The organism is Paraburkholderia sp. GAS448 (assembly GCF_050435685.1).
In the GTDB taxonomy this organism is placed as follows: domain Bacteria; phylum Pseudomonadota; class Gammaproteobacteria; order Burkholderiales; family Burkholderiaceae; genus Paraburkholderia.
The window spans coordinates 269,271-291,797 of the sequence record NZ_JBNDKT010000003.1 but is presented as its reverse complement, the minus strand read 5'-3'; the positions used below and the strand labels follow the sequence as shown (position 1 = coordinate 291,797).

Here is a 22,527-nt window from a genome sequence, read left to right as displayed (position 1 = left end):
TTTCCGATTGGACAGGCATTACTCGGGTCCATAAACCACTCTACGGAGGTAGCGATGAAAAAAGTGTCCCTGGCAGTCCTGGTAGCCCTTTCCGCGATGACGGGCGCGGCTTATGCGCAAACGGACAAAGGCATCACGATGAGCACCGATCCGGCCAAAGCAGCTGAATTCGAGCAACACGCACAAGACGTGCAGTCGAAGCAGCAAGCCATGGAAAGCGCGCCAGCCATGCCGCAACACAAGATGATGCACCACAAGAAGGCCGCCAAACCGATGGCCGCCAGCGAATAACGAATAGCAGGAACCACGGGTCAAGGCCCGGCGTCGCGGCATGCGCCGCGCAGGTGGAAAAGCCGAAGCCGGCGTAACCGGCTTCGGCTTTTTTATTGCCGGAGGACGGGTGACGGTATGCTAAAGTCGCGCACCGAACCATCCCCAACCCGTGCGCACCCTGGTGCGGAGGACAGAATGAGTAACATCCAGCTGGACATCGAATGGACTGAAGCGGCATCCCGCAAGATCGAAAAACTGATGCCGCGCGGCACCCAGGAAGCATTCCTTGCACTGCCGCCCGTCGAATGCCTGCCCATGGAAGGCGACGTGCTGTTTCTGGGCCCGGCAGGCAAGCAGCAACCGTTTATCGTCGCCGAACGCCAGTACCACCACGAGGGCGACGCGGACTGGACCATTATCCTGATCCTCGACGTACCGCAAGCCACGCACTAAGCCAGCCGTTCCACCCGGCGACGGATGAAGGCACGCACGCGTCCGCCTTCATTCACCCCGTGAGCGATGGGGGTGGCGGGGCCAGCAATATCCGTTCCGTGACGCCTGAACGGGCCCCGCGCTTCATCTGTCCGCCATCCGCCGTTCAGGCGATCTTCGACAGCACGCGAATTTCCGAGTGCTCGATCCAGTCCGCCACTGCCTGGCTGTAGGCCAATATATGGGCTGACTTCGCGTGTGCCGCCAGCGCCGCCTCGCTTTCCCATCGTTCGACGAAGACGAAGCGACGCGGTTCATGCAGATCCTGATGCAGATCGTATTGCAAGGCGCCCGCCTCGCTGCGCGTCGGGGCCACGATAGCTTCGAGCGCGGTGCGCAACTGCGCCTCATAACCAGGCTTCGCCACCGAGATTGCCACCACTGCAATTTCCGCCATGCCCATCTCCTTTGGAAAAGCAGCAGGATACCCGGCACGCCGCGAACACACAGAGCGCAGTGTGATGCCCCGAACACTCGTAGGGGGAAATGACCTGATAGACTGTTTGATGACCCAATCCATGGCCGAAGTCTGGCGAAGCAGGCGTTGACTTGCGCGTTGGGGACACAGGTTTGACCGCTCAGGCGATGCGGATCGTCGCCGACCCTACGCGGTATCCGCGCGCGGCTGGCAGCGCTTTGCAGCACTGCCTTGTCTACACAGCGAGCCACGATGTCCACCGTCGACGAACTGACGCTCTCCCGCCTCCTCCCCCGTATCGTGCGGGATGGCGCCGGCTGGTCGGCGAACTGGCGTTCGATCACGCTCTATAGCGTGTTCCAGCCGGTTCTGTCGATCACGCATCAGCGCATCGTCGGCTACGAGGCGCTCTTGCGCGCGACCGATCCGGCGGGCAACCCGGTGAGACCGGACACCCTCTTCGCGCAGGCCGAAGCGCACGCCAATGCGCCCATCCTGGACCGTCTGTCACGGTGTCTGCACGTCGCGAATTTCGTCGAACAGAAGATCGATACCTGCTGGCTCTTCCTCAATGCACTGCCGCAGGTCTTCGAGACACGCTGGCCGCATCGCGCTTTCATCGACGAGCTGTCCGCGCATTTCGGGCTGCCGCACGAGCGCATCGTGATCGAACTGGTGGAGCAGCCCGCCGGCGACGAAGCCGCGGTCGCGCGCACGCTCGCGGCCACGCGGCCGCGCGACTTTCTGATTGCGATCGACGACTTCGGCACCGGCTTCTCGAACTTCGACCGCGTCTGGCGTTTCCGGCCCGATATCGTGAAGCTGGACCGGTCGCTGATCGCTCGCGCCGGCAAGCGAGAGGGTGACGAGACGCTGATGACCCATCTGATTGCCATGCTGCATCAGGCAGGAACGCTCGTGCTCGCGGAAGGCGTCGAAACCGACGATGAACTGATGATCCTGATGCAGGCGGACGTCGACTTCGTGCAGGGCTTCTGGTTCGGACAGCCGCAGACTTCGGTACAGGCCGCGGGCGCCGCCGCGCCTCGCCTGATCGAATCGATGTGGCAAAAGTACGCTGCCTACGATGTCGCGAACGCGCGTTATCAGCGGCTCGGTTTCGAGAGCTTCGCGGAAGCCGTCCGCGCGGGCGCCATGGTGTTTGCCGCGACCGGCGATCTCGCGCAGGCGGCTGAACATGTGTTCCGCGTGAGCGAAGCGCGCCGCGTCTTTGTACTCGATGCGAACGGGCTCCAGCAGCGGCCGTCCGTCGCCTCGCACGATGTCGTGCCGCCGCCAGCGCGGCTCGCCCCGCTCTTTCCCGACACGCTTTGCAACTGGTCGCGACGCGCCTATTTCCGGCATGCACTGGCGGCTCCCGGACGGGTCGCGATGATGGGGCCGCACTACTCGCTGACCGAGGGCGAGGACTGTTACACGACCGCCATCGCGATCAGCGGCAAGGACGGCCTCGAAGTGTTCTGTGCCGACTTTCTACCCGACCGGTCGAGAGCCGGACCACGCTGAACGCAACCCGGGCTCCGCGCTCCACGTGGAGGCAACGGCTGGGACAACAGCTCAGTCGCTCACACGTCCACGCCCGGCCTTGATCTCACTACGCTTTGACTTGCCTTCGAGCCGGCGCATATTGGACGCGCGGGTCGGACGCGTAGCGACGCGCGCCTTGCGGGTCACGCTGACGCTCTGAATCAGTTCGTCCAGACGGGCGAGCGCCGCCGCGCGATTCATTTCCTGGGTGCGGTGCTCCTGCGCCTTGATGATGACCACGCCATCTCGCGTCAACCGATGATCGGAGAGCGCGAGCAGACGCATCTTGAGTACGTCAGGCAACGAAGATGCATGCACGTCGAAGCGAAGGTGAATGGCGCTCGACACCTTGTTGACGTTCTGCCCGCCCGCCCCTTGCGCACGCACGGCAGTCAGTTCGATTTCGTTTGGCGGGATTGGGTAACGTGAGATCATGGCGGCTTGTTGGGCGGCGAAACACAAGTTTCGCACAGACTATTGCAGGCCGCGACCGCGCCTGGTGATTCGATTCGTGCACGCAGCAAACGCACGCCGGCGACAGGCAATGTCGAGCTTGTCCCGTGCTCGCGAAGACGTGGCTGGTCGAGCCTGACAACCCTATCCACAATACCGATCGACATGAAACTACGCGCGAGCTTCCTTTTCGAGCTGGCAGTCAACCTGGTTTTACCATGGCTTGCCTATCGGCTCGCTGTTCCGCATTGGGGCGAGACGGGCGGACTGATTGCATCCGCCGTGCCGCCGCTCGTCTGGAGCGCGGTTGAGCTGGCGCGTTTCCGGCGTGTCGATGCGTTGAGCGTGATGGTGCTGCTCGGCATCGTGCTGTCGATTGCGGCGATGGCGCTTGGCGGCAGCCCTCGCATGTTGTTACTGCGCGAATCGCTCGTGTCCGGCGCCGTCGGCGTCGCGTTCCTGTTCTCCCTCGCGATGCCGCGACCGCTCGTGTTCTATCTGGCACGTGCCACCGTCGCGCGCGAAATGGCTGACGGCGCAGCGCGCATCGAAGCGTTGTGGCACGAGCGTCCCGCCTTCGTGTCCGCGCTTCGGCTGATGACCGCCGTCTGGGGCGCCGGCCTGACCGGCGAAACCGCCCTGCGCGCGTGGATGGCGATGACGTGGCCTGTCGAGCGTTTTCTCGTCGTATCGCCGTTTATCGGCTACGGCATCTATGGCGCGTTGCTGCTGTGGACGGTGTGGTACCGCAAAGGCATGCGTGATCGCGCGACAGCGGGCGGCGAAGCGACCGATGGCGTCACGGGCTGAGTCGCCCTCGCACCGCCGCGTTGCCAGCCTGCCTCGCCCCCATGCCGAGTGTCATCTCCCACGCTCCATGGCCTCGGCAATGCGTGCCGCGAGGCCGGAGTCGCGCTGCGTCGGCGTCGCGATCGCCTGCGCCAGCACTGCACGTGAGCCGATCACTTCGACACGCTCGCGCGCTCGTGTAATCGCCGTATAAACCAGTTCACGCGATAGCACGCGGCTGAACGCCGAAGGCAGCATCAGTGCAGCGTGTTCGAACTCCGAGCCTTGCGACTTGTGGACCGTCAGTGCGAACGCCGTATCGTGCGGTGGCAGCGCCGCGGGCGATACGGCCCGCAGACTGCCGTCGCCCGAACGGAAATACACGCGCAGCACACCGTCTTCGCCCGGCAGGGCAATCCCGATGTCACCATTGAAGAGTCCGAGCGCGTAGTCGTTGCGTGTAACCATCACAGGCCGGCCCGCAAACCAGCTGGCGCCGACTGCAAGCGGCACGCGCGCCACGCGGCGTATCTGCGCGGCCATCAGCGCGTTGATCTGATCGACACCGCGCAGACCCGAGCGCGTCGCACACAGAACACGAAAGCGGTTCAGCGCATCGAAAAGCGGCGCCGGCTCCGGCATGGCCGAGGCAAGCGCGACAGAGAGCGCTTCTGCATAAAGGGCAAAGCCACTCGCGAGTCTTGCGATAGTGCGATCGCCTGGAGCCGGCCCCGGGTCTTCGTAGAATGCTGCGGCGCATGGACCTCCCGGATCGGGAGTCAAGGTCGCGAGCGCGGCCTGTGGATCGCCGCGCCGGATCGCCAGCGAGAGCTGTCCGATCGGCGATTCCAGGCCAAAGCGGTAGTTGCGCTCGAGCCAGACGACGGCGTCAGCAAGTGCGGCTGGGTCGCGGCTTTGCTGCGGACTTGCGATGGCTGTGCGTTCTCCATGAGTTGCGTCGGCGAAAAGATCGTCGACAGGCGGCAGCGGGTTAAGCGTGTTCGCCTCGGCAACCGGCAGCGATGCCGCAAGCTGCGATGCGTCAATGCCCAATGCCGCTGCAATCCTTGCGGTGCCCTTCGCGCTGAATGACGGCTGCGCGCTGAGTTCGGCGAACACGGCGCCGGCTTCGACTGCCGCGAGTTGATCCTTGTCGCCGAGCAACACGAGACGCGTCTGCGGTGCGATCGCATCGAGCAGATGAGCAGCCATCGCGACGTCGATCATCGACGCTTCGTCGATCACGATCACATCGTAGGGCAACGGGTTGTCCCGGTGATGCCGGAAGCGACCGCCAGGGCCGCTCCCAAGGAGCCGGTGCAATGTGTACGAGGTCTGCGGCAGGCGGGCGACGATATCGGGCGGCAGATCGCCCGCACGGCCGAGCAGCGCTTCCTGCATGCGCTGTGCCGCCTTGCCGGTCGGTGCGGCGAGCGCGATTCGCAAGTCCGGCGCGGCATCGAGCAGACAGGCAAGGACGCCCGTCACCGTCGTCGTCTTGCCGGTTCCCGGGCCGCCGCTCACCACCGTCAACCTGCCGGATAGCGCCATCACCGCCGCCACGCGCTGCCAGTCGACTGCGGCGTCCCGAGGTGCGCCGAAATAGCGGAGCAACCGGGCGCGGAGCGCTGACGGATCGTCGGTTTCTCCACGGCCGCCGGAACCAGAGGCAGCCTCCGGGTCAACGCCGCGCGCACCGTCTCCATGAGCATGCGCGACAAGCGAGCGCGCGAGGCGCCGCTCGTAGTCGTAGTAGCGCGCAAGGTAGAGCCGTCCCTGCTGATCGACGACCAGCGGCCGGAGTGCCGCCGCTTCCGCCACACCGTCGCACGCGACGCCGCTTGCGAACAACGCTTCGCGCACCTCCTCGATGGAAGCCTCGTAGCGGTCGGCCAACACGTGCAATGGCACGCAGACGTGCCCTTCGGCGGTTGCGCGGCTGATTGCGAATGCCGCGCGCTGCGCCCAGCGCACACTCATTGCCCCGCCGCCAAGACGTTTCGTCAGGATGCCGAGTCGTCTCGCGAATCCTTCCGCAAGGGCCGTACTGAAATCCGCCGGCGTGGGAAGTGAGACTTCAATGTCGAGCGGCGCCTGGTCGAACGTACTCATGCCGCGCCTCCGTCCATCAGCGCGTCAAGCGCGAAAATCAGTGCCGCCGAAGGCAAGCGTGCATGCACGCCCGCCGCGCCTTCGACATCCCGCCACGCAGGACGCACCCCGCGCACGAACAGATACAGATAGCCGCCGATGTGCGTCTCATACGTGTAGCCGCGTACGCGCGCACGCAGATAGCGATGCAGCGCCACGATGTAAAGCAGCGCCTGAAGGTGATAGGCGTGACTGGCCATAGCGGCCTCGAGCGACGCGGCGCCGTAGTCTTCGGGTGTATCGCCAAGATGATTCGACTTCCAGTCGACCACCCAGTAGCGGCCGTCGTGCTCGACGATCATGTCGATGAACCCTTTGACGAAACCACGCAGCACGCCCGATTCCAGCGCAACGTCGGGGTACCCGTGTGCAAGCAGCAGTTCGCGCAACGCCGGGAAATCGAGCGCCGAAGCAGGAAAGAGAAATTCAAGTTCGTTGAGACGCCGCTTCGGGTTCAGCGCGGCAAGCGTCATCCCCGGCACGAGTTCGGTTGCGACGACGTCCGCCAGCAGGTTGCGCATCATCGCCGGCATCCGCTGCGCGAGTTCGGGCACCGCTTGCGCGGGGCGCTCGTGCAACGCGCGTTCGACTGCTTTCGGCCATGTCTCCCGATTGGCGAAGTCGGCCAGTTCGAACATCAGGTGCAGACATTCGCCGGCCGCTGCTCCGCGGGGGAAAGCCAGGATGTCGTCGGGCGCATGCGCCGGACGCGGCGCGACCAGGAGTGTCGGCCCGGAAACTGCTTCCGCGATCTCATCATGATCGGGACGCGCCTCTTCGACAGGCGCAGCAAACTCCTCGCTACGCGCACCCGCTGCCACCAGTCCGCTGAAACTCGCCATCCGCCATTGGTCGCGTAGCAGGCGCCGGTTCATACGCGCCTGCATGCCTGCGCTGTCGATCTGCCCGCTTTCGAGCGGCACCCTGCGCGTGACGGGAGGCAGAGCCTCGATCGACACCGGGCCACCAGCCAGTGCATGCCATCGGTCGGATAACATGCCTTCGTCGGGCGGATCGGAGAGCCAGTTGTCGAACTCATGGCCTTTGCCCGCGACCAGCCAGTTGAGCACACTGCGGCGCGACTCCTTCGTCGAACGCGACGACAGATAGACCCCGCCAACCAGATAACAGCGATAGACCGCGCGGGTCAAAGCCACGTACACGAGGCGCGCCCGTTCGGCCGCCTGTTCGCGGGCGGCATGGCGCTGGGCCCGCCCGGCTTCGTCATCGTCGTAGCCGTAATGCAGGACAGCCGCGCCTTCATCGTCGTGATACTCACGTGCATCGGGCAGGCCCGACGACGGAGGATCACGCAACGAACCGTCGTTCAGGAACGGACAGAACACGACCGCGTACTCCAGACCCTTCGACTTGTGGACGGTCACGATCTGCACCAGATTGCGGTCTGATTCAAGACGCAGTTGTGCCTCTTCGCCGCCGCCCTGGGCGCGCTGTGCGGCCAGCCAGCGCAACGTGGGTGCGATGCCCGGCTGCGTCGCGGCGCGCGCCTGGATGAGTTCGGCGAGATGGTTCACGTCAGTCAGGCGCCGCTCACCGTCTTGCGTCGAGACGAGCCGTTGGGCGACCCGAAGCTCGCGCATCAAGGTGCGCCACATTACGGCAAAACCGCGCTCGCGCCATAGCGTGCGATAGCGCGAGAAGCGCTCGACCCAGCTCATCGCGTCGCCGGCATGGGCGGGATCGTCCGCAGACGATGGCGCGTCCGTCATCTGTTCGAGCCGCCACAACGCGGCCGCGTCGAGGCCAAGCCAATCGGTGGCGAGCGCGGCGCGCAAACGGCGCAGATCGCCGGGTGTATCGACAGCGGCCAGAACGCGCTCGATCTGTTCGGCATCGAGCGTTCCGAACACGGACGCCTGAGCCAGTTCGACGCTGCCAACGCCCCAGCTTGCCAGCACGCTTTTGATCAGACTTCCCTGGCGGTGCGTCTGCACGAGCACCGCGATGTTGCCGGGCTTGAGTGGCGTATTGCCGATCGCTACCGTGCCCTCGCGCGCCCCGCGCAACAGGCGCACGATCTCCGCGGCGCAGGCATCACCGGCCTGCCGCTGCGCTTCGCGCTTCGTCAGCGCACGCTCGCCTTCCGGCAGCATCCAGATGCGAAAGTCGCCGCTCTGCCCGTGCGAATCGATGAATGGCTGGCGTTGCCGCATGCCGGCGCGAACCGGCTGATAAGCGAGCCCTTCCAGCACGAACGCTTGCGGATTTGCTTCGAAGATGCGATTGCAGGCAACGACCACCGGCTGCGTCGAGCGCTGATTGACTGCCAGCGTGTAGCGCGCGGACGCAGCGTCGCGCGCGGCGAGATAGGTATGCAGATCGGCAGCACGGAAACTGTAGATCGCCTGCTTGGGATCGCCGACAAGAAACAATGGTCCGGCCGGCGCGAAGATGCGATCGAAGATCGCAAACTGTAGCGGGTCGGTGTCCTGGAACTCGTCGATCAACGCGGCGGGATAGCGGGCGCGCAACGCGTCGGCGAGCCACGAATGAGCGGTGAGCGCTTGATACAGATTCGACAGGAGGTCATCGAACGACACCACGCGACGCGTACGCTTGCGTGCCGCGAGTTCGGCTGGCGCGGTTTCGAGCCATGTCTGCACGAGCATGAGCCAGCGGGCACGCTGTGCCGCCTCGGCCGCCACGACCGCGGCCGCCAGCTCATCTGCCAAAGCGAAGAACGGGTGTTCGGGCGGCTCGAACTTGACCTTCGTCGCTTTCTTCAGCGCGGACGCGGTCAGCTTCAATGCCGCACGCGGAGGCGGCGCATGGGCGTCGTCGCCGGCGAAATACGCGCTCCACGCCGCAATCGCCGCACTTAGTGCATCCGGCTTGTGCGACGTCTTGCTCAGGCGGTCCTGCGATTCTTCGAGCAGACTCGCAATCGCATCGCGTTCCGCACGCCAGAGCTCGCGTGCGGTGTCGAAGCGGATTTGCGTGTCGGCCGTGCCGCCGGTCTCAGCGGCATCGGTGCCGCCCCACCGAAGTTGCGCCAGCGGCTTTTTGAGGCGCCGGGCCAGTTGCTGGTCCAATGAAGCTGGCCCTGCCCCCTTCGCCACCAGCCAGGCAGCGAACGCCGGATGCGCAGCCGCTACCGGTTCGACGCGTTCGCGCCAGAAATCCGCGGCAAGCTCGAACCGCAACGACGCATCATCCGCTTCCATTTCGAACGCAAACGGCATGGCAGCCGCGAACGGCGCTTCCTGCAACGCGCGCTGGCAGAACGCGTGAATGGTGTGAATCGCCGCCTGGTCGAAAGTACGCAGCGCCCGGCGCACAAGCTTCGCTGCCGCCTCGCGATCGATGCCCCCTTCAGGCGCAAGCGTCGTTTCGAACAGCTGCGCGACGAACGGATCGCCGCCGTCGTCATCCGTCTCGATCGCCCGCTGCAATTCGGCCAGCCGCCCGCGAATCCGCTCGTGCAGTTCCGCGGTTGCCGCCTTCGTGAAGGTGACGACGAGAATCTGGTCGGCATTCAAATTCTTTTCGAGCAGCAGCCGCACGTATAGCGCGCAGATATTCCATGTCTTGCCCGTTCCTGCCGATGCCTCGATCTGGTTCACGCCGTCCAGCGGACAGGCGAACACGTCGAGTTCCCGTGTGGCTGTTGCATGCGCCCCCATCGTGCCGCTCATGATGCACTCCGCAGATGTCCGACGAGCGGCTTGAACACAATCGAAGCCAGCGCGCCGAACGGCTCGTCAAGTTTCATCTGCGTACCCCGCAATGCGATGCGAAGCGCGGAGTCGTCGGATTCGCCGCGCACGCGATCGTTGATCCAGGCGCCCTGCGCTGCCGCATCGCCATCGCTCACTTTCGCCCATGCGCTTTTTGGGAAGAAGCGCAGCGGCATCATTCGGCCCGCCCGGAACAACGCAGCGAGCGGCGCCAGTTCTTCGAGTGGCGCTGCAACCGGTGCAAGTTCGAACGTTTCGCCACTACCGTGCCACACCGTGCGCCGCGGGCCCGACGGATGCGTCGCGCAATAGACGAGGTGCGCGAGCCATGCAGAAAGATAGTCGCGCGCCGTTGGCCGTGCATAGCGAAACATCACCTGGCCGTTTTCCGTCAGCAGGTTGAGCGTACCGTGCAGTTGTAGCGGCGCTTCTTCGGCCGCGGCGCGCAACTCCGGGTCGTATGAGCCGAACAGCGGCGCACCGAACGTGTCGGGCCAGCGCGGCCGGATGTCGAGCGCGAACGGCGCGCGCTCGACGCCCGCCGCCACTTCTCGCCGCACGCTGTCCGCCAGTTGACGCAAAGCGCCAAGCTCACGGGCGCGCCAGACCGCGCCAGTCGCGCCGCCCGGCAGTTCGGGGCTCGCCTGCGCAATGCGGCGGGCACGGTCGATGGCACCCTCATCCAGATCGCGATCCAGCAATCCCGGGAGTAACCGGTCAGCGAGCGCATCGCGGCCCGCGTAGTCGAGTTCGAACGGCTCGGTGTCGAGCAATTCACCCTGCGCATTGGACAGCACGATGCCAAGCCGGTCGCGCAGCAGCGCGCGCGCCGGATGGCGCCAGAAACGGACGAAATCGTCGAACGCAACCGGCGCTATCGGTTCGGCAGGTAAAGGTTGAGCAAAGAACACCGAAGCGGGCGCGCCCTGCGGGGCGGCCAGCAAGCCGGCAAGTTCCGCGCGATCCGCATCGTATGTGAAGAGGCCCCGCTGGGCGTCGAAATAGTCCGGCGCGAACGGCTGCAATGGATGCTCGACGATGAATGCCCGCCGCGCCTCGTCGACTTCAGCCGGCGCGGCGTGGGGCCCTGCCGACGCCCGCGCCAGATGGTCGAGCAACTCGTCGACGAGCGCGGCCGGTGGCAACGGCGCGTTATCGCGGATGCTACGTCCGGTATAGGCGATCAACAGACGGTCACGAGCAGCAAGCACAAGGTCGAGGAACAGGTTGCGCTCGTCGTCGCGGCGTTGACGGTCGCCCGGTTTGCCGAACACCGCCATCAGATCGAACTCGTCCGCACGTGCGAGGCTCGGCAGCACACCATCGTCCATGCCCAGCAGACACACGACGCGATACGGCAAGCCGCGCAGGCTCGTCAGCGACGAGAACGTGACGCTCCCCCATGGCACGCCGCCGCGTGCGGGGTCATCGAGCGCTTCTGCGAGCGCCGTGCGCACCACCGCCGCCGGCAAGGCGACCTCTTCGGCGCCGGCACGCATCGCTTCGCTCATGGCGTCGAGCGCGTCGCGCACGTCGGCCAGCGAATCCGCAAACTCGACCCCTGCGTCGAAGCACCGGCCGAGCGTTTCGAGCAATAGCTGGCTCCATTCGACCGGCGTGTGCTGCGCTTCGCAAAGACGCGCGAAGGCATCGATATCGTCGACGAAACTCGAAAGCCGGCCGAGCAGCTCCGCGTCCGAGCCATCGGCGCCTTCGACGGGCAGCCACGCATCGACAGGTTCGCCGCCGTCCGGCATCGCATAGCCGAGAAAGAGCCGCGTGAGGGCATCGGCAAATGTATGACGCGCGACCGGCACCGCTTCATGTTCCGGCTCGACGGGCGCGAGCCCGCGCCGCGCGCCCGCGGCCGCCAGCCACTCCTGCGCGGCTTCGAGCGCAGGCGCATCGATACCGTAGCGCGCCGCGATCGCATCCACACGCAGCCATTCGATCAGGTCCGGTGCACCCACGCTACGCTCAGGCAACGCGAGCCAATCGAGCAGGACGCGCGCGACGGGATTGGCCTGCGACGGCGGCAGGCCGGTGATGCGATAGGGAATGCGCCGCGTGTCGCCAGCGGGCGCCGTGCCGAACACCGCATCGATCAGCGGGCCGGCCGCGCCGAGATCCGGGAACGCGACGAGCACATCGGACGGTTGAAGGTCGTCGAACTCGTCGAACCAGCCGAGCAGACGATCATGCAGCACTTCGAGCTGGCGCGACAGGTTATGACAGACATGAACCTCGATCCCCTGCTCGACAGGCGGCTCGCCTTCCTGCTCGTCCTGCAGATCGAGGATTGCGTTCTGCACGCTGGCAAGCCAGCTCGGCGCAGGGTTATCGATGTAATACGAGGCTTCGCTCGACGCCGCGCTCTCGGTCAGTTCGTGCAACATGAGCAACTGCGCCTGCGTCTGCCTGCCCCATTCCGCCAGCAACGGATGGCCGACTTCCTGGTAGTCGAGTTGTCCGGCTGCGTCGAGCGCCTCGACCCGGCCTTCGCTGACGATGTCGAACCAGAATTCGCGACAAGGGTTCATCACATAGAGACGCACATCGACCCAGCGCGACAGTTCGCGCAGCAGTGCGACGTGCAGCGGCGGCATCGTCGGCAGCGCGAACACGCTGACCGCCTCGGGCCAGTTCGCCCGCGCCACCGTATCGAGATCGAGCGTGCGCACTTCGTCGAGAAACCGGTAGGCAGGCGGCGTTGCGGCGGCAAGCGATCGCGCATCTCCCCCAACCTCCGCCAGCAGCGCGCGCCACAGCGCGGCTTGCCATTGTTCGTCTTCGCGCGTGACCTCGGTGCCGCCAGTAAGTCCTGGGCCCTTGTCGCTTGCCGTACCCGGCCCACCCGACACGCCGGCGAAGATCGAGCCGCCCGACTGCCATTGCGTCAGCCACTCCGGGCGATACGTCAGATAGTGATCCAGCACGGTGGCCACACGCCGCGAGAGTTCGTAGCGCATCGGCGCATCGGCGGCGTCGAGGTAGCTGCGCAAGCGGGGCGACGCGTTCCAGGGCGCGCCCTCACCCTCCTCGCCCAGCAGCCGGTAGCAGCGCCACACCAGCCGGTCCGGCGCGAAAGGCGAATGCACGGGCACCGGAATCACGCCGCCAATCTGTGCCCACAGCCATTGCGCGAGATAACGAAAGTTGACATTGGCACATACGCCATGGCGCCTCGCGATATCGAGTTCAAGCCGGCGCCGCACGGCCGCACTCGGGACGATGACAGGCTGCGCAGTCCATGGGTCGGACGGCGCGGCGGACAGATCGTCGAGCAGTGCGGAAACGAGAATCTCGTACCGGTTCGAATAGAAGAGCTGGAGCATGGTGCCTATGGAAACGGCGGCGCCTCGTCAAACCCGGGCCGCAAACGACGTTGAGGCGACAGCATAGCAAAGGCATCGACGGCACAGAACCTGGCCAGACGGACGAGGTCAGAACACGGTCAAAATCAGTTAGACTCGACGCAGCTTGAGCCTGTCCCTCAATCGCTTTTTTCGCCAACGGACCCAGGAAAAACCCAGGCAGCCGATGCGCTATTCGGTCGAAATTAAAAAGTTTCTGTATAGCCAGTACTTTTATGGCGGACTGCGTATCGCGGTCGGCGTATCGTTGCCGGCCGTCCTCTGTCTCATCGTGTTCCATAACCGTGAGCTGGGGTTCACGATCGCGACGGGCGCACTCGGCGCCTGTGTGGTCGACATGCCAGGGCCACTCAAGTACAAGCACAACGAGATGCTTGCCTGCAGTGTGATCGGCTTTCTGTCGGCGCTTGCCACGGGGCTCGCCACGGTCAATGCGGTCGCCCTCTGGTGTACTGTCGTGCCGCTCACGTTCGTGCTCTCGCTGATCGTCGTGTACGGCAACCGCTGGCCGCAGATCAGCTTCGCGACGCTCTTCATGATGATCATGACGCTTGAAGAGCATTTCACGCCGCTGCAGGCGCTCCAGAACGCGTCGTGGATCCTGCTGGGCGGGCTCTGGTACACCTACTGGGCAACCATCGTAAGCCGCTGGCAGATGCACCGCATCGAACAGCAGGCGCTCGCCGAAAGCGTATTCGCCTGCGCAGACTACCTGGCCTCGCGCGCGGACTTCTACGATCTCGACAATGACCTCGACGAGTGCTATCGCAACCTGGTCGCAAGGCAGATCGCCGCAGTAGAACGTCAGGACGCCGCACGCGACATCGTGCTGCGCAACCTGCCCAAGCTCAAGAGCGGCAAGCTGGACGGGCGCCGCGCGGCACTTTTCAATCTGTTCATCAATACGGTCGATCTGCACGAGCTGTTTGTCGGCTCCCACACGGACTATCCACTCGTGCGCACTACGTTCGGTGCCTCGGACCTGCTGGTTTTCTATCGCGACCTGATGCGCAAGGCCGCAGCGGACCTCGAAGACATCGGCCTCGCGGTGTTGCAAAACCGTCCGCCGCGCGCCCGCGTGAACCTGAAGGCCGAGCTGCGCGCGATCGAATACGAGATCGAGTTGATGCGCAAGAACGATCTGCCAAAGAAGAACCCGGAAGCCTACGCGGCGGTGTCCGCCACCTTCCGGCGCGTATGGAGTTCGACGCGCCTCATCGACAAGATGCGCAAAAGCCTCTCCAGCGAGGCGGACGTGACGGAAACCGAACTGCGCCTCGACCAGGCGCTGTCGCGTTTCATCTCGAGCCGCCGTGTGCCGTACCGACAGATTTTCTCGAATCTGACGATGGCCTCGCCGAGCTTTCGCCACGCACTGCGCGTAACGATCGCCGTGGCCGTCGGTTTCTGGCTCGGGCGCCTGCTGCCGCTGACGAACGCCTACTGGATCGTAATGACAACCGTCATCATCCTGAAACCCGGCTATTCGCTGACCAAGCAGCGTAACGGGCAGCGGATCGTCGGCACGACGATCGGCTGCGCAGCCAGTATCGCGCTGATCGTCTTCGTCAAGGAGCCGCACGTCCTGCTCGTCGTGATGTTCGCGTCGATGGTGATGAGCTACAGCCTGCTGCTGTTCAACTACACGGCAAGTGTCGTATTTACTTCATCGTACGTGCTGCTGATGTTCCATCTGCTTGCGCCGGGCAACCTGCACATCATCGGCGAGCGCGCGATCGATACGGTGGTCGGTTGCGCCATCGCGATCGCGGCCAGCCACCTGTTCCCGTACTGGGAATACCGGCTGATGGGCAAGCTCGTCAATGACATGATCGCAGCCACCCGGCAGTATCTGGAAGCCAGCTGGTGGTGGAGCGGCCAGCCTGCTTCCGCCAGCGCAGCCATCCCGCCCGACGCCGTGACTGAAGCCGGCGCGCTGGCGCCGATGGTCGCACTGGCAGAAGCGACGTTGAATGGAGGCGGCGGCACAGCGATGCTCGATCAGGTCGCAGCGGGCGACGCAGGATCCGCCGTCGCCCCGGTGTCCGCGAGGACAGCCCCGGCCACTGCAGCCACGCCCGCGGCCACGGCTGCCGCCAGCGCGCTCGACCGCGACTACCGCTATCGTCTCGCGCGCAAGAATGTTCACGTGGCGTTTGCGAATCTCGGACAAGCCTTCCAGCGGATGATGCTCGAACCGAAATCCGTGCAGAAGTTCGTGCCCGAACTCAACGACCTGCTGGTGCGCAGTCACGTGCTCGCGTCGCAGATCACGGCGGCCGCGCCGTTACTGCGCACGTCTGCGCAACTGCATGACAGCGTGTCGCTGCAGCCGCAGCAACGGGCATTGACCGTCGTTCGCGAGAACCTGACCGAGGCGGAGGCCGGCACGCCTCCGCCGCACGACCAGTCCGAGGTCACGAAGCTGCTGACACGCGAACTCGACGCGATGGTCATTGCAGCAGAGCAGTCGCCAGGCTATTCCGCGGACTCGGTTCACGAACTGAAACTGCTTGCGCACCAATGCAAACAAATGGTCGTGGCGTCGTACCTGATCCGCAAGGACGCGAGCGTCATCCGTCTGCCCGAAGACTAGAAATCTGAAAGGCAGGCGATTATTGACCAGCGCGTGGGCCCGTACGTCATTGCGACGCGCCGGTTCCCCCTGCCGGACCGGTGGTCGTCGACACCGACGCCGCGGCGGGGGCCGGCGTGTTCTGTTCATCGAAATCGCGCTTTTCCCTGATCGCGTTATAGAACAGCGTCGCGATCACCAGCATCACCGCGACCACAATGAAGACAGCAATGCCAAAGGTCGGGTTCTTCTTGCGCGGATCGTTCATGGAGAGCACCCAGTACTCGGGATTTATTGGATAAAGCCGGCATTCTACGCCCGCATGCCTTGCACTCTCCTTGCGCCCTTTTCGCATCCGCGCTGCACAGAGGCACAGTCCTGATCGCGTCGCCCTGTCGCAACGATACCCGGTAGCCGGCAATCGTCAGCGTTGCATCAGGTGGCTATCGCCGGCCGCACCGGCAACGCCGTCGAATATTTGATCTGCTCCATCGCGAAACTGGAACTGACGTCATAAAGCGGCACCGCCCGGATCAGCAGTTTGTAGACGCGGTCATAGTCGTCGATACCCGAGACGACTACGCGCAACAGATAATCGGTCTCACCGCTCATTCTGTACACCTCGACCACCTCCGGAATGCCCTGTACGGCCTGCGTGAACTCCTGCGCCCACGCTTCCGTATGCTGGTTCGTGCGCACCGCGACGAACACCGTCGTCCCCACTCCCAGCTTGCGCGGATCGCATAGCGCCACCTGCGCCCGGATCACGCCCGCATCCTTGAGACGCTGTACCCGTTTCCAGCACGGCGTCTGCGACAGGTTCACCCGTTGCGCCAGCTCGGCGATCGGCATCGTCGCATCTTCCTGAAGCAGTTCCAGCAGCTTCCGATCGATGAGGTCCATTCCCATGAGGCCACCCCAATAGAAAATTATTCTACTTTTCAGGTTTCTCAGGAAATTATATGGAAACTCTTTCTCCATGCAAACCGGTATAAATAACGTTGTCCGATCACTACAGAACAAAGAGTCCAACACCCCATGAACTACGCCGCCAACCTGTTCGCTCTCGACCGTGCCGCCTCCGTTCGATCTTCCGGTGGCGACGCCTGTCTGCTTTCGCAGCCATCTGACGGATTCGGTCAGCCCACCGCACTGGAACGCCTGTGCCGCACGCTCGACCTGGCTTTCGATCGGTCCGCGCAAGCCGACGAACCATCGCATCAGCCGGCCTTCACACGCAGCGTCCGCGCGGCGCTGGCCGAGGCCGCCGCGGACGCCGCACTGCTCACGTCTGCCCAGCGCGAAGGGGCTGCCGATTCGTACCGCCGTCACCTGCTCGCGGCCGATCCGCTTGGCCGCTACGCCGTCGCGGCGCTCGTCTGGATGCCCGGACAGGCGAGCCGCGTCCACGCGCATCACACGTGGTGCGGTTACGCGGTGATCGATGGCACGCTCACGGAAAATATCTACGGCTGGATCGCGGCGGATCAGTGCGCGAGCGAAGTACGCACGCATCCTCGCTCGCGCGGTGCGGTTTCGTTCACGCGCGCCGGCTACACCGGCATTCACCGGCTTGGCAACGCGAGCGACGTGCCCGCCATTTCGCTGCATCTGTACGGCGTGCCGGGCACGCAACTCGCGACGCATGTGAACGACTTCGTGCGCCTCGCAGACCAGCGAGTCAGCGCATAAGCAACGCCGGTCGCACGATTTCGTCCAGCTTGCTAGCTTCTGCCCGGCTCGCCGGCGGTGGGGATCTGCGGTGCGACCGGCGCGGTTTCCCCCGTCGATGGCGGCGCCGGACGCGGCGCGTGCGACACGTCGCGCGCGGCCGGCGCGACAGTCTGCGCCGGCGACGCGGAACCGCCCGCGGCCTGAGATCGCGCAGCCATGCGCGCCTCTACATCATCCTCTGCCACCTCCAGACCTTCGCTGTCCGCCACCGACGTATAGACACGCATCTGCGGCACCGGAATCTCGATGCCCGCCTCGTCCATCTTGCGCTTGAGCCGAAGGTTGAAGGCCCGCGCGACGCTCCACTGCTGCAGCGGCCGCGTCTTGATCTGCCCTTTGACGACCATCCAGTTCGGGTCGAAACGGTCGAGCCCCCACACTTCCACCGACCCCAGCATTTCGCGCCGGTAGCGGAAGTCGGCCATCAGGTCAGCGCCCACTTCGCGGATCAGGCGCGTCACATGGTCGACGTCCGCCGAGAACGGCACGCGCACTTCGAACACCGCATACGCGAAATCGCGCGACAGGTTCTTCACGATCTTGATCTGCGAGAACGGGATCGCGTGAATCGCACCCTGCCCGTCCCGCAGACGCACGGTGCGGATCGTCAGGTGCTCGACGGTGCCCGCGTGTCCGCCATCGACGTCGATCCAGTCACCGACCGAAATGGTGTCTTCGATGATGATGAAGAGGCCGGTGATCAGGTCAGTCACGAGCGACTGCGCGCCGAAGCCGATCGCAAGGCCGATCACACCCGCGCCAGCGAGCAGCGGCGTCACGTTGATGCCGAGATTCGCTGCCGTCACGATCCCCGCGATCGTCAGGATCGTCACGAGCAAGGCGTTACGGATGAGCGGCAGCATCGTCCGCGCGCGCATGCTGGGATTGCGACCCTTTATGCGTGGGCCGGTCGGATTCAGCGCTTCGAGAATCGCCGTGTCGACGAGAATCCAGACAAGCCATGCGAGGAACACCGTCGCGATGATCGCCGTCACTGCGTGCGCGATACCGCGCGCGGTCACGCTTTCCTCGAAAGCCTGCGCCAGCGAGATATCCCAGAGCCGCGCCGCAAACTCGAAGAACGCCAGCCAGATGAACAGCACCAGCAACGTGCCGACGAACCGCTGCAGCCGTGTGACGTAAGGCGAGCGCCGGCGCCGCCGGGCATCGCCGGGGCGCGTCACGCGAAACACGATCGCGCTCAGGAAGAAAGCCAGCACCAGCAGCAGCGCGGTGACGACCGAAATCTGCAGCACGTTCTCGCTCGCGCCGATGCCCGCTATCGTCGCGATGACCGAGACCGTCGCGAGCATCAGCATCGGCATATGCCAGAGGGAGGCGAGGACATCGAACGCGTCGGTCGCGGCCTTGTGGCCGTGCCGCTGCTCGTACGAACGATTGCGGATCAGATGCGCAATCGGGCGGCGGAATGCCAGCGCGAAATAGCCGGTCAGGAGTGCTGCGGACATGTTCGCGACCGTCGAGACCAGCCCCGCGAGATTCGAGCCGAGTTGATGCGCGACATCGTAATTCACCGCGGCGTCGCCCAACGCGCTGCATATGCCGATCACGAACAGCAGCCGGCGGCCGCGCACGAGCAGCAGCCTCACGGCAACGCGCCGATGTCCTGAGCCGAACAGCGAAAACATGATGAGGCAGATCGCCGAAAACACCGCACCGGCGACGATCGCATAGGCGATCACCGTGCCCAGGGTACGGCCCAGGGCATCCGGCATCGCGCGGGCGAACAGCAACGCGGCGACGAAAGCGACAATCCAGGGGCCAACGCGCCGCAGCGCGAAAATCAGCAGTTCGCGCGTGGTCGGATTGGGGTCCAGTTCGTAGACGATGCCAAAGCGGGCATACAGCCGGCGCTGCAGGTAGATCAGCCCCGCGGCGCAGGCGCCCCAGCCAGCCAGCATCGCAAACATGTCAAGCAGCACGCGGCCGAGCGACTCGTGCCCCTGACTCGTGACGATCGTATACAACTCGTTGCCCGCCGCGTTGAAGCGTCCAGACCAGTAGCGCAGCGGCGTGCGACCGTTGTTGACGTCGGCCTCGACCGACGCGATCCCCGATGCGATCGCGCCCAGCAGGCCAGAACCTGGCTGCGCGGGCGCGGCGGGTCCGACGGTTCGCGAAACATCGCGCAACTTTCTCAGCTGGGCGACCAGCGCGGCGCGCTGATGGTCGTTATCGAGGGTCGCGATGACGTCGTCGAGCGAATGCGTCAGCTCAGCCTGGCTGGCCGGCGACGGCGCCGATGCCGCTTCCGCCGCCGATGCCGCAGCGGCGCTGGAGGCTGACGACACGGTCGCGCTATTGATCAGGCTCTGCAGAGCAGGAATCACAGGCGTGCCGGCCGCACGCGCGAGCCCGGGCGACAGGCCAAGACAGACGGCGCAGACCACCACGGCCAGCCACGCGCCGGCAGTCCATGCGAACCACCCGGACCACCCCGCCCCCTCACCCCGCCGGACGAGCGAAGATACCGCGCGTGCGAAAGCGCGATGGCGACGGGGGGACTGATATGCGGCGCGAACAGCCGGCGGTGCGCCAGCAGACGGCGCGGCCCCGGATTCACGCCGCGACGGGCATGACTTCATTGGAATCGGATTCGGAGACAAAACGGGACACGCCAGTGTAGCCGCAGTTGCGGGCAAGACGCGTTCGCATGCGTAACCGAATGTTAGGACGCTTGCGGTACGGGCGGACACGACGAACCCGCCTGCGCCGCCTTTCGACCTCTCACACGCGCAGGAATATCACGCCTGCGCGCACCATCAAGGTCAGCCGTCAGTAAGCGACCGTCGCGATCTGCCGGACAAAGCGGCCTTGCTCCAGTTCATCGACGAACGCAATCGCGTAGTCTTCGGCGGAGATGCGGCTGTTGCCGCCGGCGTCCGTGATCAGTGCGTTCGCGCCCGTGCGGAACGTGCCGGTGCGCTCTCCGGGAGCGATCAGCGCGGCCGGCGCGAAAAAAGTCCAGTCGAGGTCGGTCACGGTGCGGTAGTACGCGAGCGCGTCGCGATGGGCGAGCGCCACGGGCTTGTAGGCATCCGGGAAGCCCTCTGTGTCGACCAGCTGCTTGCCAGGCGCAACTTCGAGCGAACCTGCACCGCCGACCACCACGAGGCGCTTCAATCCGGCGCGGCGCACCCCTTCGACCAGCGCCTTCGACGCCGCCACGACGGCCCCAACCTCCCCTTGCGGCGGAGCATAGGCACTCGCCACGACATCATGACCGCGCACCGCATCGGCGACGCTGGCTGCGTCGAGCACATCGGCCCTTGCCGCCGTGAGGTTCGGGATATCCGCGCTTACGCGCTCAGGATTGCGCGACAGCGCCGTCACCTGATGCCCGCGGCGCGCTGCCTCCGCCGCGATGCGCGAACCGATCATTCCGGTGGCGCCTAACAATGCGATTTTCAGTGTCTTGTTCATTTCAGTACTCCCATGGAATGCATATATGTAACCATATCGATTACATATATGCCGGAAAAAAGAGGGGCTAAGCCCCCGGTTCAACTCCAGCGCATGTTCCAGCGAAGTTTCCGCTGAAACAGACGCCGGCCTGTCTGCTTCGTCGCTTCAGGTCACGACAGATCAATCCCGCGCACTTCAGGCACGCACACGCTTTTTTCGCTCGCGCTGCCGCTCCACCCGCTCGACATCGGCGATGGCATCCGCCACCGTGCGCGAAGCGAGCGAGGCCTCCATCGCCTGCTGCGCGTCGTCAATGATGCCGCGCAGCACTTCCTGAATATTCCGCCCGACCATACACGCCGGATTCGGCTCCTCCCGATGCATCGCGAAGAGTTGTGCATCTTCGACCGCGTGATAGACCTCCAGCAGCGTGATGTCGTCCGGCGCGCGCACAAGCAGCGCGCCGCCGCCCGCGCCAAGCTGCGAAGTGGTGAGCCCCGCCTCGGACAGCATGGCGAGCAGACGCCGGATCAACACGGGATTCGTATTCACGCTGCCCGCGATCATCTCCGACGAGAGCGGTACACCGTCCTGCTGCGACAACAGCGCGAGCACATGAACGGCAAACGCAAACCGGCTACTCGTGTTCACAGCGAATCCGCCCGGCGGCAATGTGTAACCATAGTAATTACATTTAATGACAGCGTCAAATCGTTCTCACTTGTCCATCTGCTTCTGGGCGTCACTCGTATCGGCCGACGTCGCGCCGGAAGTCGAAGCCGCGGTCGACGTGGAAGCCGCTGTGCTCTGTCCCGACCATTGTTGCAGCTTACGCCCGGCCGTCTGGAGACCAGCGCCGGTCATCGATGCAGCGCGGTCGATCGCTGCGTTCGTCGCGCTGGCCGCGCCCTGGAAATTGCTCTGGGCAGACGAAGCCAGTGCGGCAGGATCGATCTTGATCGACGGCGCCGAGGCGGCCGAATCAAGGTTCTGTTCGGCCGCCGAACGCGTTGCATCGACCTGCTGGCCAACGTAGCTCGCGGCCTGATCGAGCTTCTGGCCCGCGACCTGGGCGGCGTCGTTGAGTTTGCTGTCGGCCTGTCCCGCCGACGCGTCGTTTTTCTGGCATGCGGCGAGCGCAGCCAGCAACGCAAAGGCAAAGGCCGTCCGGCGAATCACGGGATGGCAGGTGATGGAGGTCATCGTCGAGGGAGAGCCGCGTCGAGCGGCTTATGCATGCGAAAACGCCTCAATGATACGCCGTTGCGCTCGACGACTTCATCGCCGAGCACCTGGAAACCCGCCCGCGCGAAACAGTGTGCGGCGCACAGGCTCACGTCGGCTGTGAGCACCGCTGCGCCTGCAAGCCGCGCTGCAAATACGTCGGCTTCGTCTGCCGCCGACGCCCACGCGAGGCGCGCCGCCGTGTCGTAACAGGCGAGCGTCAGTTGCATGACCCCATCGCGAAACAGGGCGGCGAGCGCTGCTGCATCGCCCTTTTCGAACGTGCGCCATTCGATCTGTGTCATGCCCCAACCGGTCGCTGTTCTGTCAAACACAGTGGAGTAGACTGCGTGAACGTTCGATGTGTTCCAC

Annotated in this window: 18 protein-coding genes; 6 read left to right on the top strand and 12 right to left on the bottom strand. The window is 64.8% G+C overall.

Features of this window, described 5'->3' with window-relative positions:
* Positions 1-54 precede the first annotated feature (54 nt).
* Positions 55-291, top strand: a complete 237-nt coding sequence (locus P3T23_RS07745) for a hypothetical protein (protein WP_429315593.1) — start codon at positions 55-57, stop codon at positions 289-291.
* Between the two features lie 177 nt (positions 292-468).
* The gene (locus tag P3T23_RS07740; protein WP_429315592.1) at positions 469-726 is read left to right on the top strand and encodes a DNA-binding protein; all 258 of its coding nucleotides are present in this window, start codon (positions 469-471) and stop codon (positions 724-726) included.
* Positions 727-871: 145 nt separating this feature from the next.
* On the opposite strand, the gene P3T23_RS07735 is transcribed toward P3T23_RS07740, so the two are convergent.
* Positions 872-1,162, bottom strand: a complete 291-nt coding sequence (locus tag P3T23_RS07735) for a putative quinol monooxygenase (protein WP_429315591.1) — start codon at positions 1,160-1,162, stop codon at positions 872-874.
* A 273-nt stretch (positions 1,163-1,435) separates the two neighbouring features.
* Between P3T23_RS07735 and P3T23_RS07730 the strand changes: the two genes are divergently transcribed.
* Positions 1,436-2,710, top strand: a complete 1,275-nt coding sequence (locus P3T23_RS07730; protein WP_429315590.1) for a sensor domain-containing phosphodiesterase — start codon at positions 1,436-1,438, stop codon at positions 2,708-2,710.
* Between the two features lie 51 nt (positions 2,711-2,761).
* Here P3T23_RS07730 and arfB read toward each other — a convergent pair whose 3' ends face one another.
* The gene (gene arfB, locus P3T23_RS07725; RefSeq protein ID WP_429315589.1) at positions 2,762-3,166 is read right to left on the bottom strand and encodes an alternative ribosome rescue aminoacyl-tRNA hydrolase ArfB; all 405 of its coding nucleotides are present in this window, start codon (positions 3,164-3,166) and stop codon (positions 2,762-2,764) included.
* Positions 3,167-3,349: 183 nt separating this feature from the next.
* Between arfB and P3T23_RS07720 the strand changes: the two genes are divergently transcribed.
* Entirely contained in the window at positions 3,350-3,994 is a 645-nt protein-coding gene (locus P3T23_RS07720; RefSeq protein WP_429315588.1) for a VC0807 family protein, read from the top strand.
* A 51-nt stretch (positions 3,995-4,045) separates the two neighbouring features.
* Here P3T23_RS07720 and recD read toward each other — a convergent pair whose 3' ends face one another.
* The 3 genes from recD to recC are packed head-to-tail and all read right to left on the bottom strand — an operon-like array spanning position 4,046 to position 13,157.
* Complete coding sequence (gene recD, locus P3T23_RS07715; RefSeq protein ID WP_429315587.1) at positions 4,046-6,085, bottom strand: exodeoxyribonuclease V subunit alpha; 2,040 nt, start codon at positions 6,083-6,085, stop codon at positions 4,046-4,048.
* Entirely contained in the window at positions 6,082-9,780 is a 3,699-nt protein-coding gene (gene recB, locus P3T23_RS07710) for an exodeoxyribonuclease V subunit beta (RefSeq protein WP_429315586.1), read from the bottom strand. Before recB ends, recD begins: the two co-directional genes overlap by 4 nt.
* Positions 9,777-13,157, bottom strand: a complete 3,381-nt coding sequence (gene recC / locus P3T23_RS07705; RefSeq protein WP_429315585.1) for an exodeoxyribonuclease V subunit gamma — start codon at positions 13,155-13,157, stop codon at positions 9,777-9,779. The genes recB and recC overlap by 4 nt, the downstream gene beginning before the upstream one ends.
* Positions 13,158-13,362: 205 nt before the next feature.
* On the opposite strand from recC, the gene P3T23_RS07700 reads away from it, so the two are divergent.
* Positions 13,363-15,792: an FUSC family protein gene (locus P3T23_RS07700; RefSeq protein ID WP_429315584.1), complete on the top strand. Its 2,430-nt coding sequence runs from the start codon at positions 13,363-13,365 to the stop codon at positions 15,790-15,792.
* 46 nt (positions 15,793-15,838) lie between these two features.
* Here P3T23_RS07700 and P3T23_RS07695 read toward each other — a convergent pair whose 3' ends face one another.
* Both P3T23_RS07695 and P3T23_RS07690 read right to left on the bottom strand, forming a co-directional pair.
* Positions 15,839-16,039, bottom strand: a complete 201-nt coding sequence (locus P3T23_RS07695; RefSeq protein ID WP_429315583.1) for a hypothetical protein — start codon at positions 16,037-16,039, stop codon at positions 15,839-15,841.
* A gap of 167 nt (positions 16,040-16,206) precedes the next feature.
* Entirely contained in the window at positions 16,207-16,680 is a 474-nt protein-coding gene (locus tag P3T23_RS07690; RefSeq protein ID WP_429315582.1) for an Lrp/AsnC family transcriptional regulator, read from the bottom strand.
* A gap of 129 nt (positions 16,681-16,809) precedes the next feature.
* On the opposite strand from P3T23_RS07690, the gene P3T23_RS07685 reads away from it, so the two are divergent.
* Positions 16,810-17,463, top strand: coding sequence for a cysteine dioxygenase (locus tag P3T23_RS07685; RefSeq protein ID WP_429315581.1), 654 nt, complete (start codon positions 16,810-16,812; stop codon positions 17,461-17,463).
* 32 nt (positions 17,464-17,495) lie between these two features.
* Here P3T23_RS07685 and P3T23_RS07680 read toward each other — a convergent pair whose 3' ends face one another.
* The 5 genes from P3T23_RS07680 to P3T23_RS07660 all read right to left on the bottom strand — a co-directional run bounded on the left by P3T23_RS07680 (position 17,496) and on the right by P3T23_RS07660 (position 22,460).
* Positions 17,496-20,111, bottom strand: coding sequence for a mechanosensitive ion channel domain-containing protein (locus tag P3T23_RS07680; protein ID WP_429315580.1), 2,616 nt, complete (start codon positions 20,109-20,111; stop codon positions 17,496-17,498).
* A 190-nt stretch (positions 20,112-20,301) separates the two neighbouring features.
* The gene (locus P3T23_RS07675; RefSeq protein WP_429315579.1) at positions 20,302-20,949 is read right to left on the bottom strand and encodes an NAD(P)-dependent oxidoreductase; all 648 of its coding nucleotides are present in this window, start codon (positions 20,947-20,949) and stop codon (positions 20,302-20,304) included.
* Positions 20,950-21,126: 177 nt separating this feature from the next.
* Positions 21,127-21,582 (bottom strand): Rrf2 family transcriptional regulator, encoded by a 456-nt coding sequence (locus P3T23_RS07670; RefSeq protein ID WP_429315578.1) that lies wholly within the window; start codon positions 21,580-21,582, stop codon positions 21,127-21,129.
* Between the two features lie 66 nt (positions 21,583-21,648).
* A complete protein-coding gene (locus P3T23_RS07665; protein ID WP_429315577.1) occupies positions 21,649-22,134 on the bottom strand; it encodes a hypothetical protein in 486 nt (161 codons plus the stop codon).
* Complete coding sequence (locus P3T23_RS07660; RefSeq protein ID WP_429315576.1) at positions 22,131-22,460, bottom strand: hypothetical protein; 330 nt, start codon at positions 22,458-22,460, stop codon at positions 22,131-22,133. The genes P3T23_RS07665 and P3T23_RS07660 overlap by 4 nt, the downstream gene beginning before the upstream one ends.
* Positions 22,461-22,527 lie beyond the last annotated feature (67 nt).

Coding starts and splice junctions, on each gene's coding strand:
- P3T23_RS07745 (WP_429315593.1), top strand. CDS start 55: ATGAAAAAAGTGTCCCTGGCAGTCCTGGTAGCCCTTTCCGCGATGACG.
- P3T23_RS07740 (WP_429315592.1), top strand. CDS start 469: ATGAGTAACATCCAGCTGGACATCGAATGGACTGAAGCGGCATCCCGC.
- P3T23_RS07660 (WP_429315576.1), bottom strand. CDS start 22,460: ATGACACAGATCGAATGGCGCACGTTCGAAAAGGGCGATGCAGCAGCG.
- recB (WP_429315586.1), bottom strand. CDS start 9,780: ATGAGCGGCACGATGGGGGCGCATGCAACAGCCACACGGGAACTCGAC.
- P3T23_RS07675 (WP_429315579.1), bottom strand. CDS start 20,949: ATGAACAAGACACTGAAAATCGCATTGTTAGGCGCCACCGGAATGATC.
- recC (WP_429315585.1), bottom strand. CDS start 13,157: ATGCTCCAGCTCTTCTATTCGAACCGGTACGAGATTCTCGTTTCCGCA.
- P3T23_RS07680 (WP_429315580.1), bottom strand. CDS start 20,111: ATGAAGTCATGCCCGTCGCGGCGTGAATCCGGGGCCGCGCCGTCTGCT.
- P3T23_RS07665 (WP_429315577.1), bottom strand. CDS start 22,134: ATGACCTCCATCACCTGCCATCCCGTGATTCGCCGGACGGCCTTTGCC.
- P3T23_RS07685 (WP_429315581.1), top strand. CDS start 16,810: ATGAACTACGCCGCCAACCTGTTCGCTCTCGACCGTGCCGCCTCCGTT.
- recD (WP_429315587.1), bottom strand. CDS start 6,085: ATGAGTACGTTCGACCAGGCGCCGCTCGACATTGAAGTCTCACTTCCC.
- P3T23_RS07700 (WP_429315584.1), top strand. CDS start 13,363: ATGCGCTATTCGGTCGAAATTAAAAAGTTTCTGTATAGCCAGTACTTT.
- P3T23_RS07735 (WP_429315591.1), bottom strand. CDS start 1,162: ATGGCGGAAATTGCAGTGGTGGCAATCTCGGTGGCGAAGCCTGGTTAT.
- P3T23_RS07730 (WP_429315590.1), top strand. CDS start 1,436: ATGTCCACCGTCGACGAACTGACGCTCTCCCGCCTCCTCCCCCGTATC.
- arfB (WP_429315589.1), bottom strand. CDS start 3,166: ATGATCTCACGTTACCCAATCCCGCCAAACGAAATCGAACTGACTGCC.
- P3T23_RS07720 (WP_429315588.1), top strand. CDS start 3,350: ATGAAACTACGCGCGAGCTTCCTTTTCGAGCTGGCAGTCAACCTGGTT.
- P3T23_RS07695 (WP_429315583.1), bottom strand. CDS start 16,039: ATGAACGATCCGCGCAAGAAGAACCCGACCTTTGGCATTGCTGTCTTC.
- P3T23_RS07690 (WP_429315582.1), bottom strand. CDS start 16,680: ATGGGAATGGACCTCATCGATCGGAAGCTGCTGGAACTGCTTCAGGAA.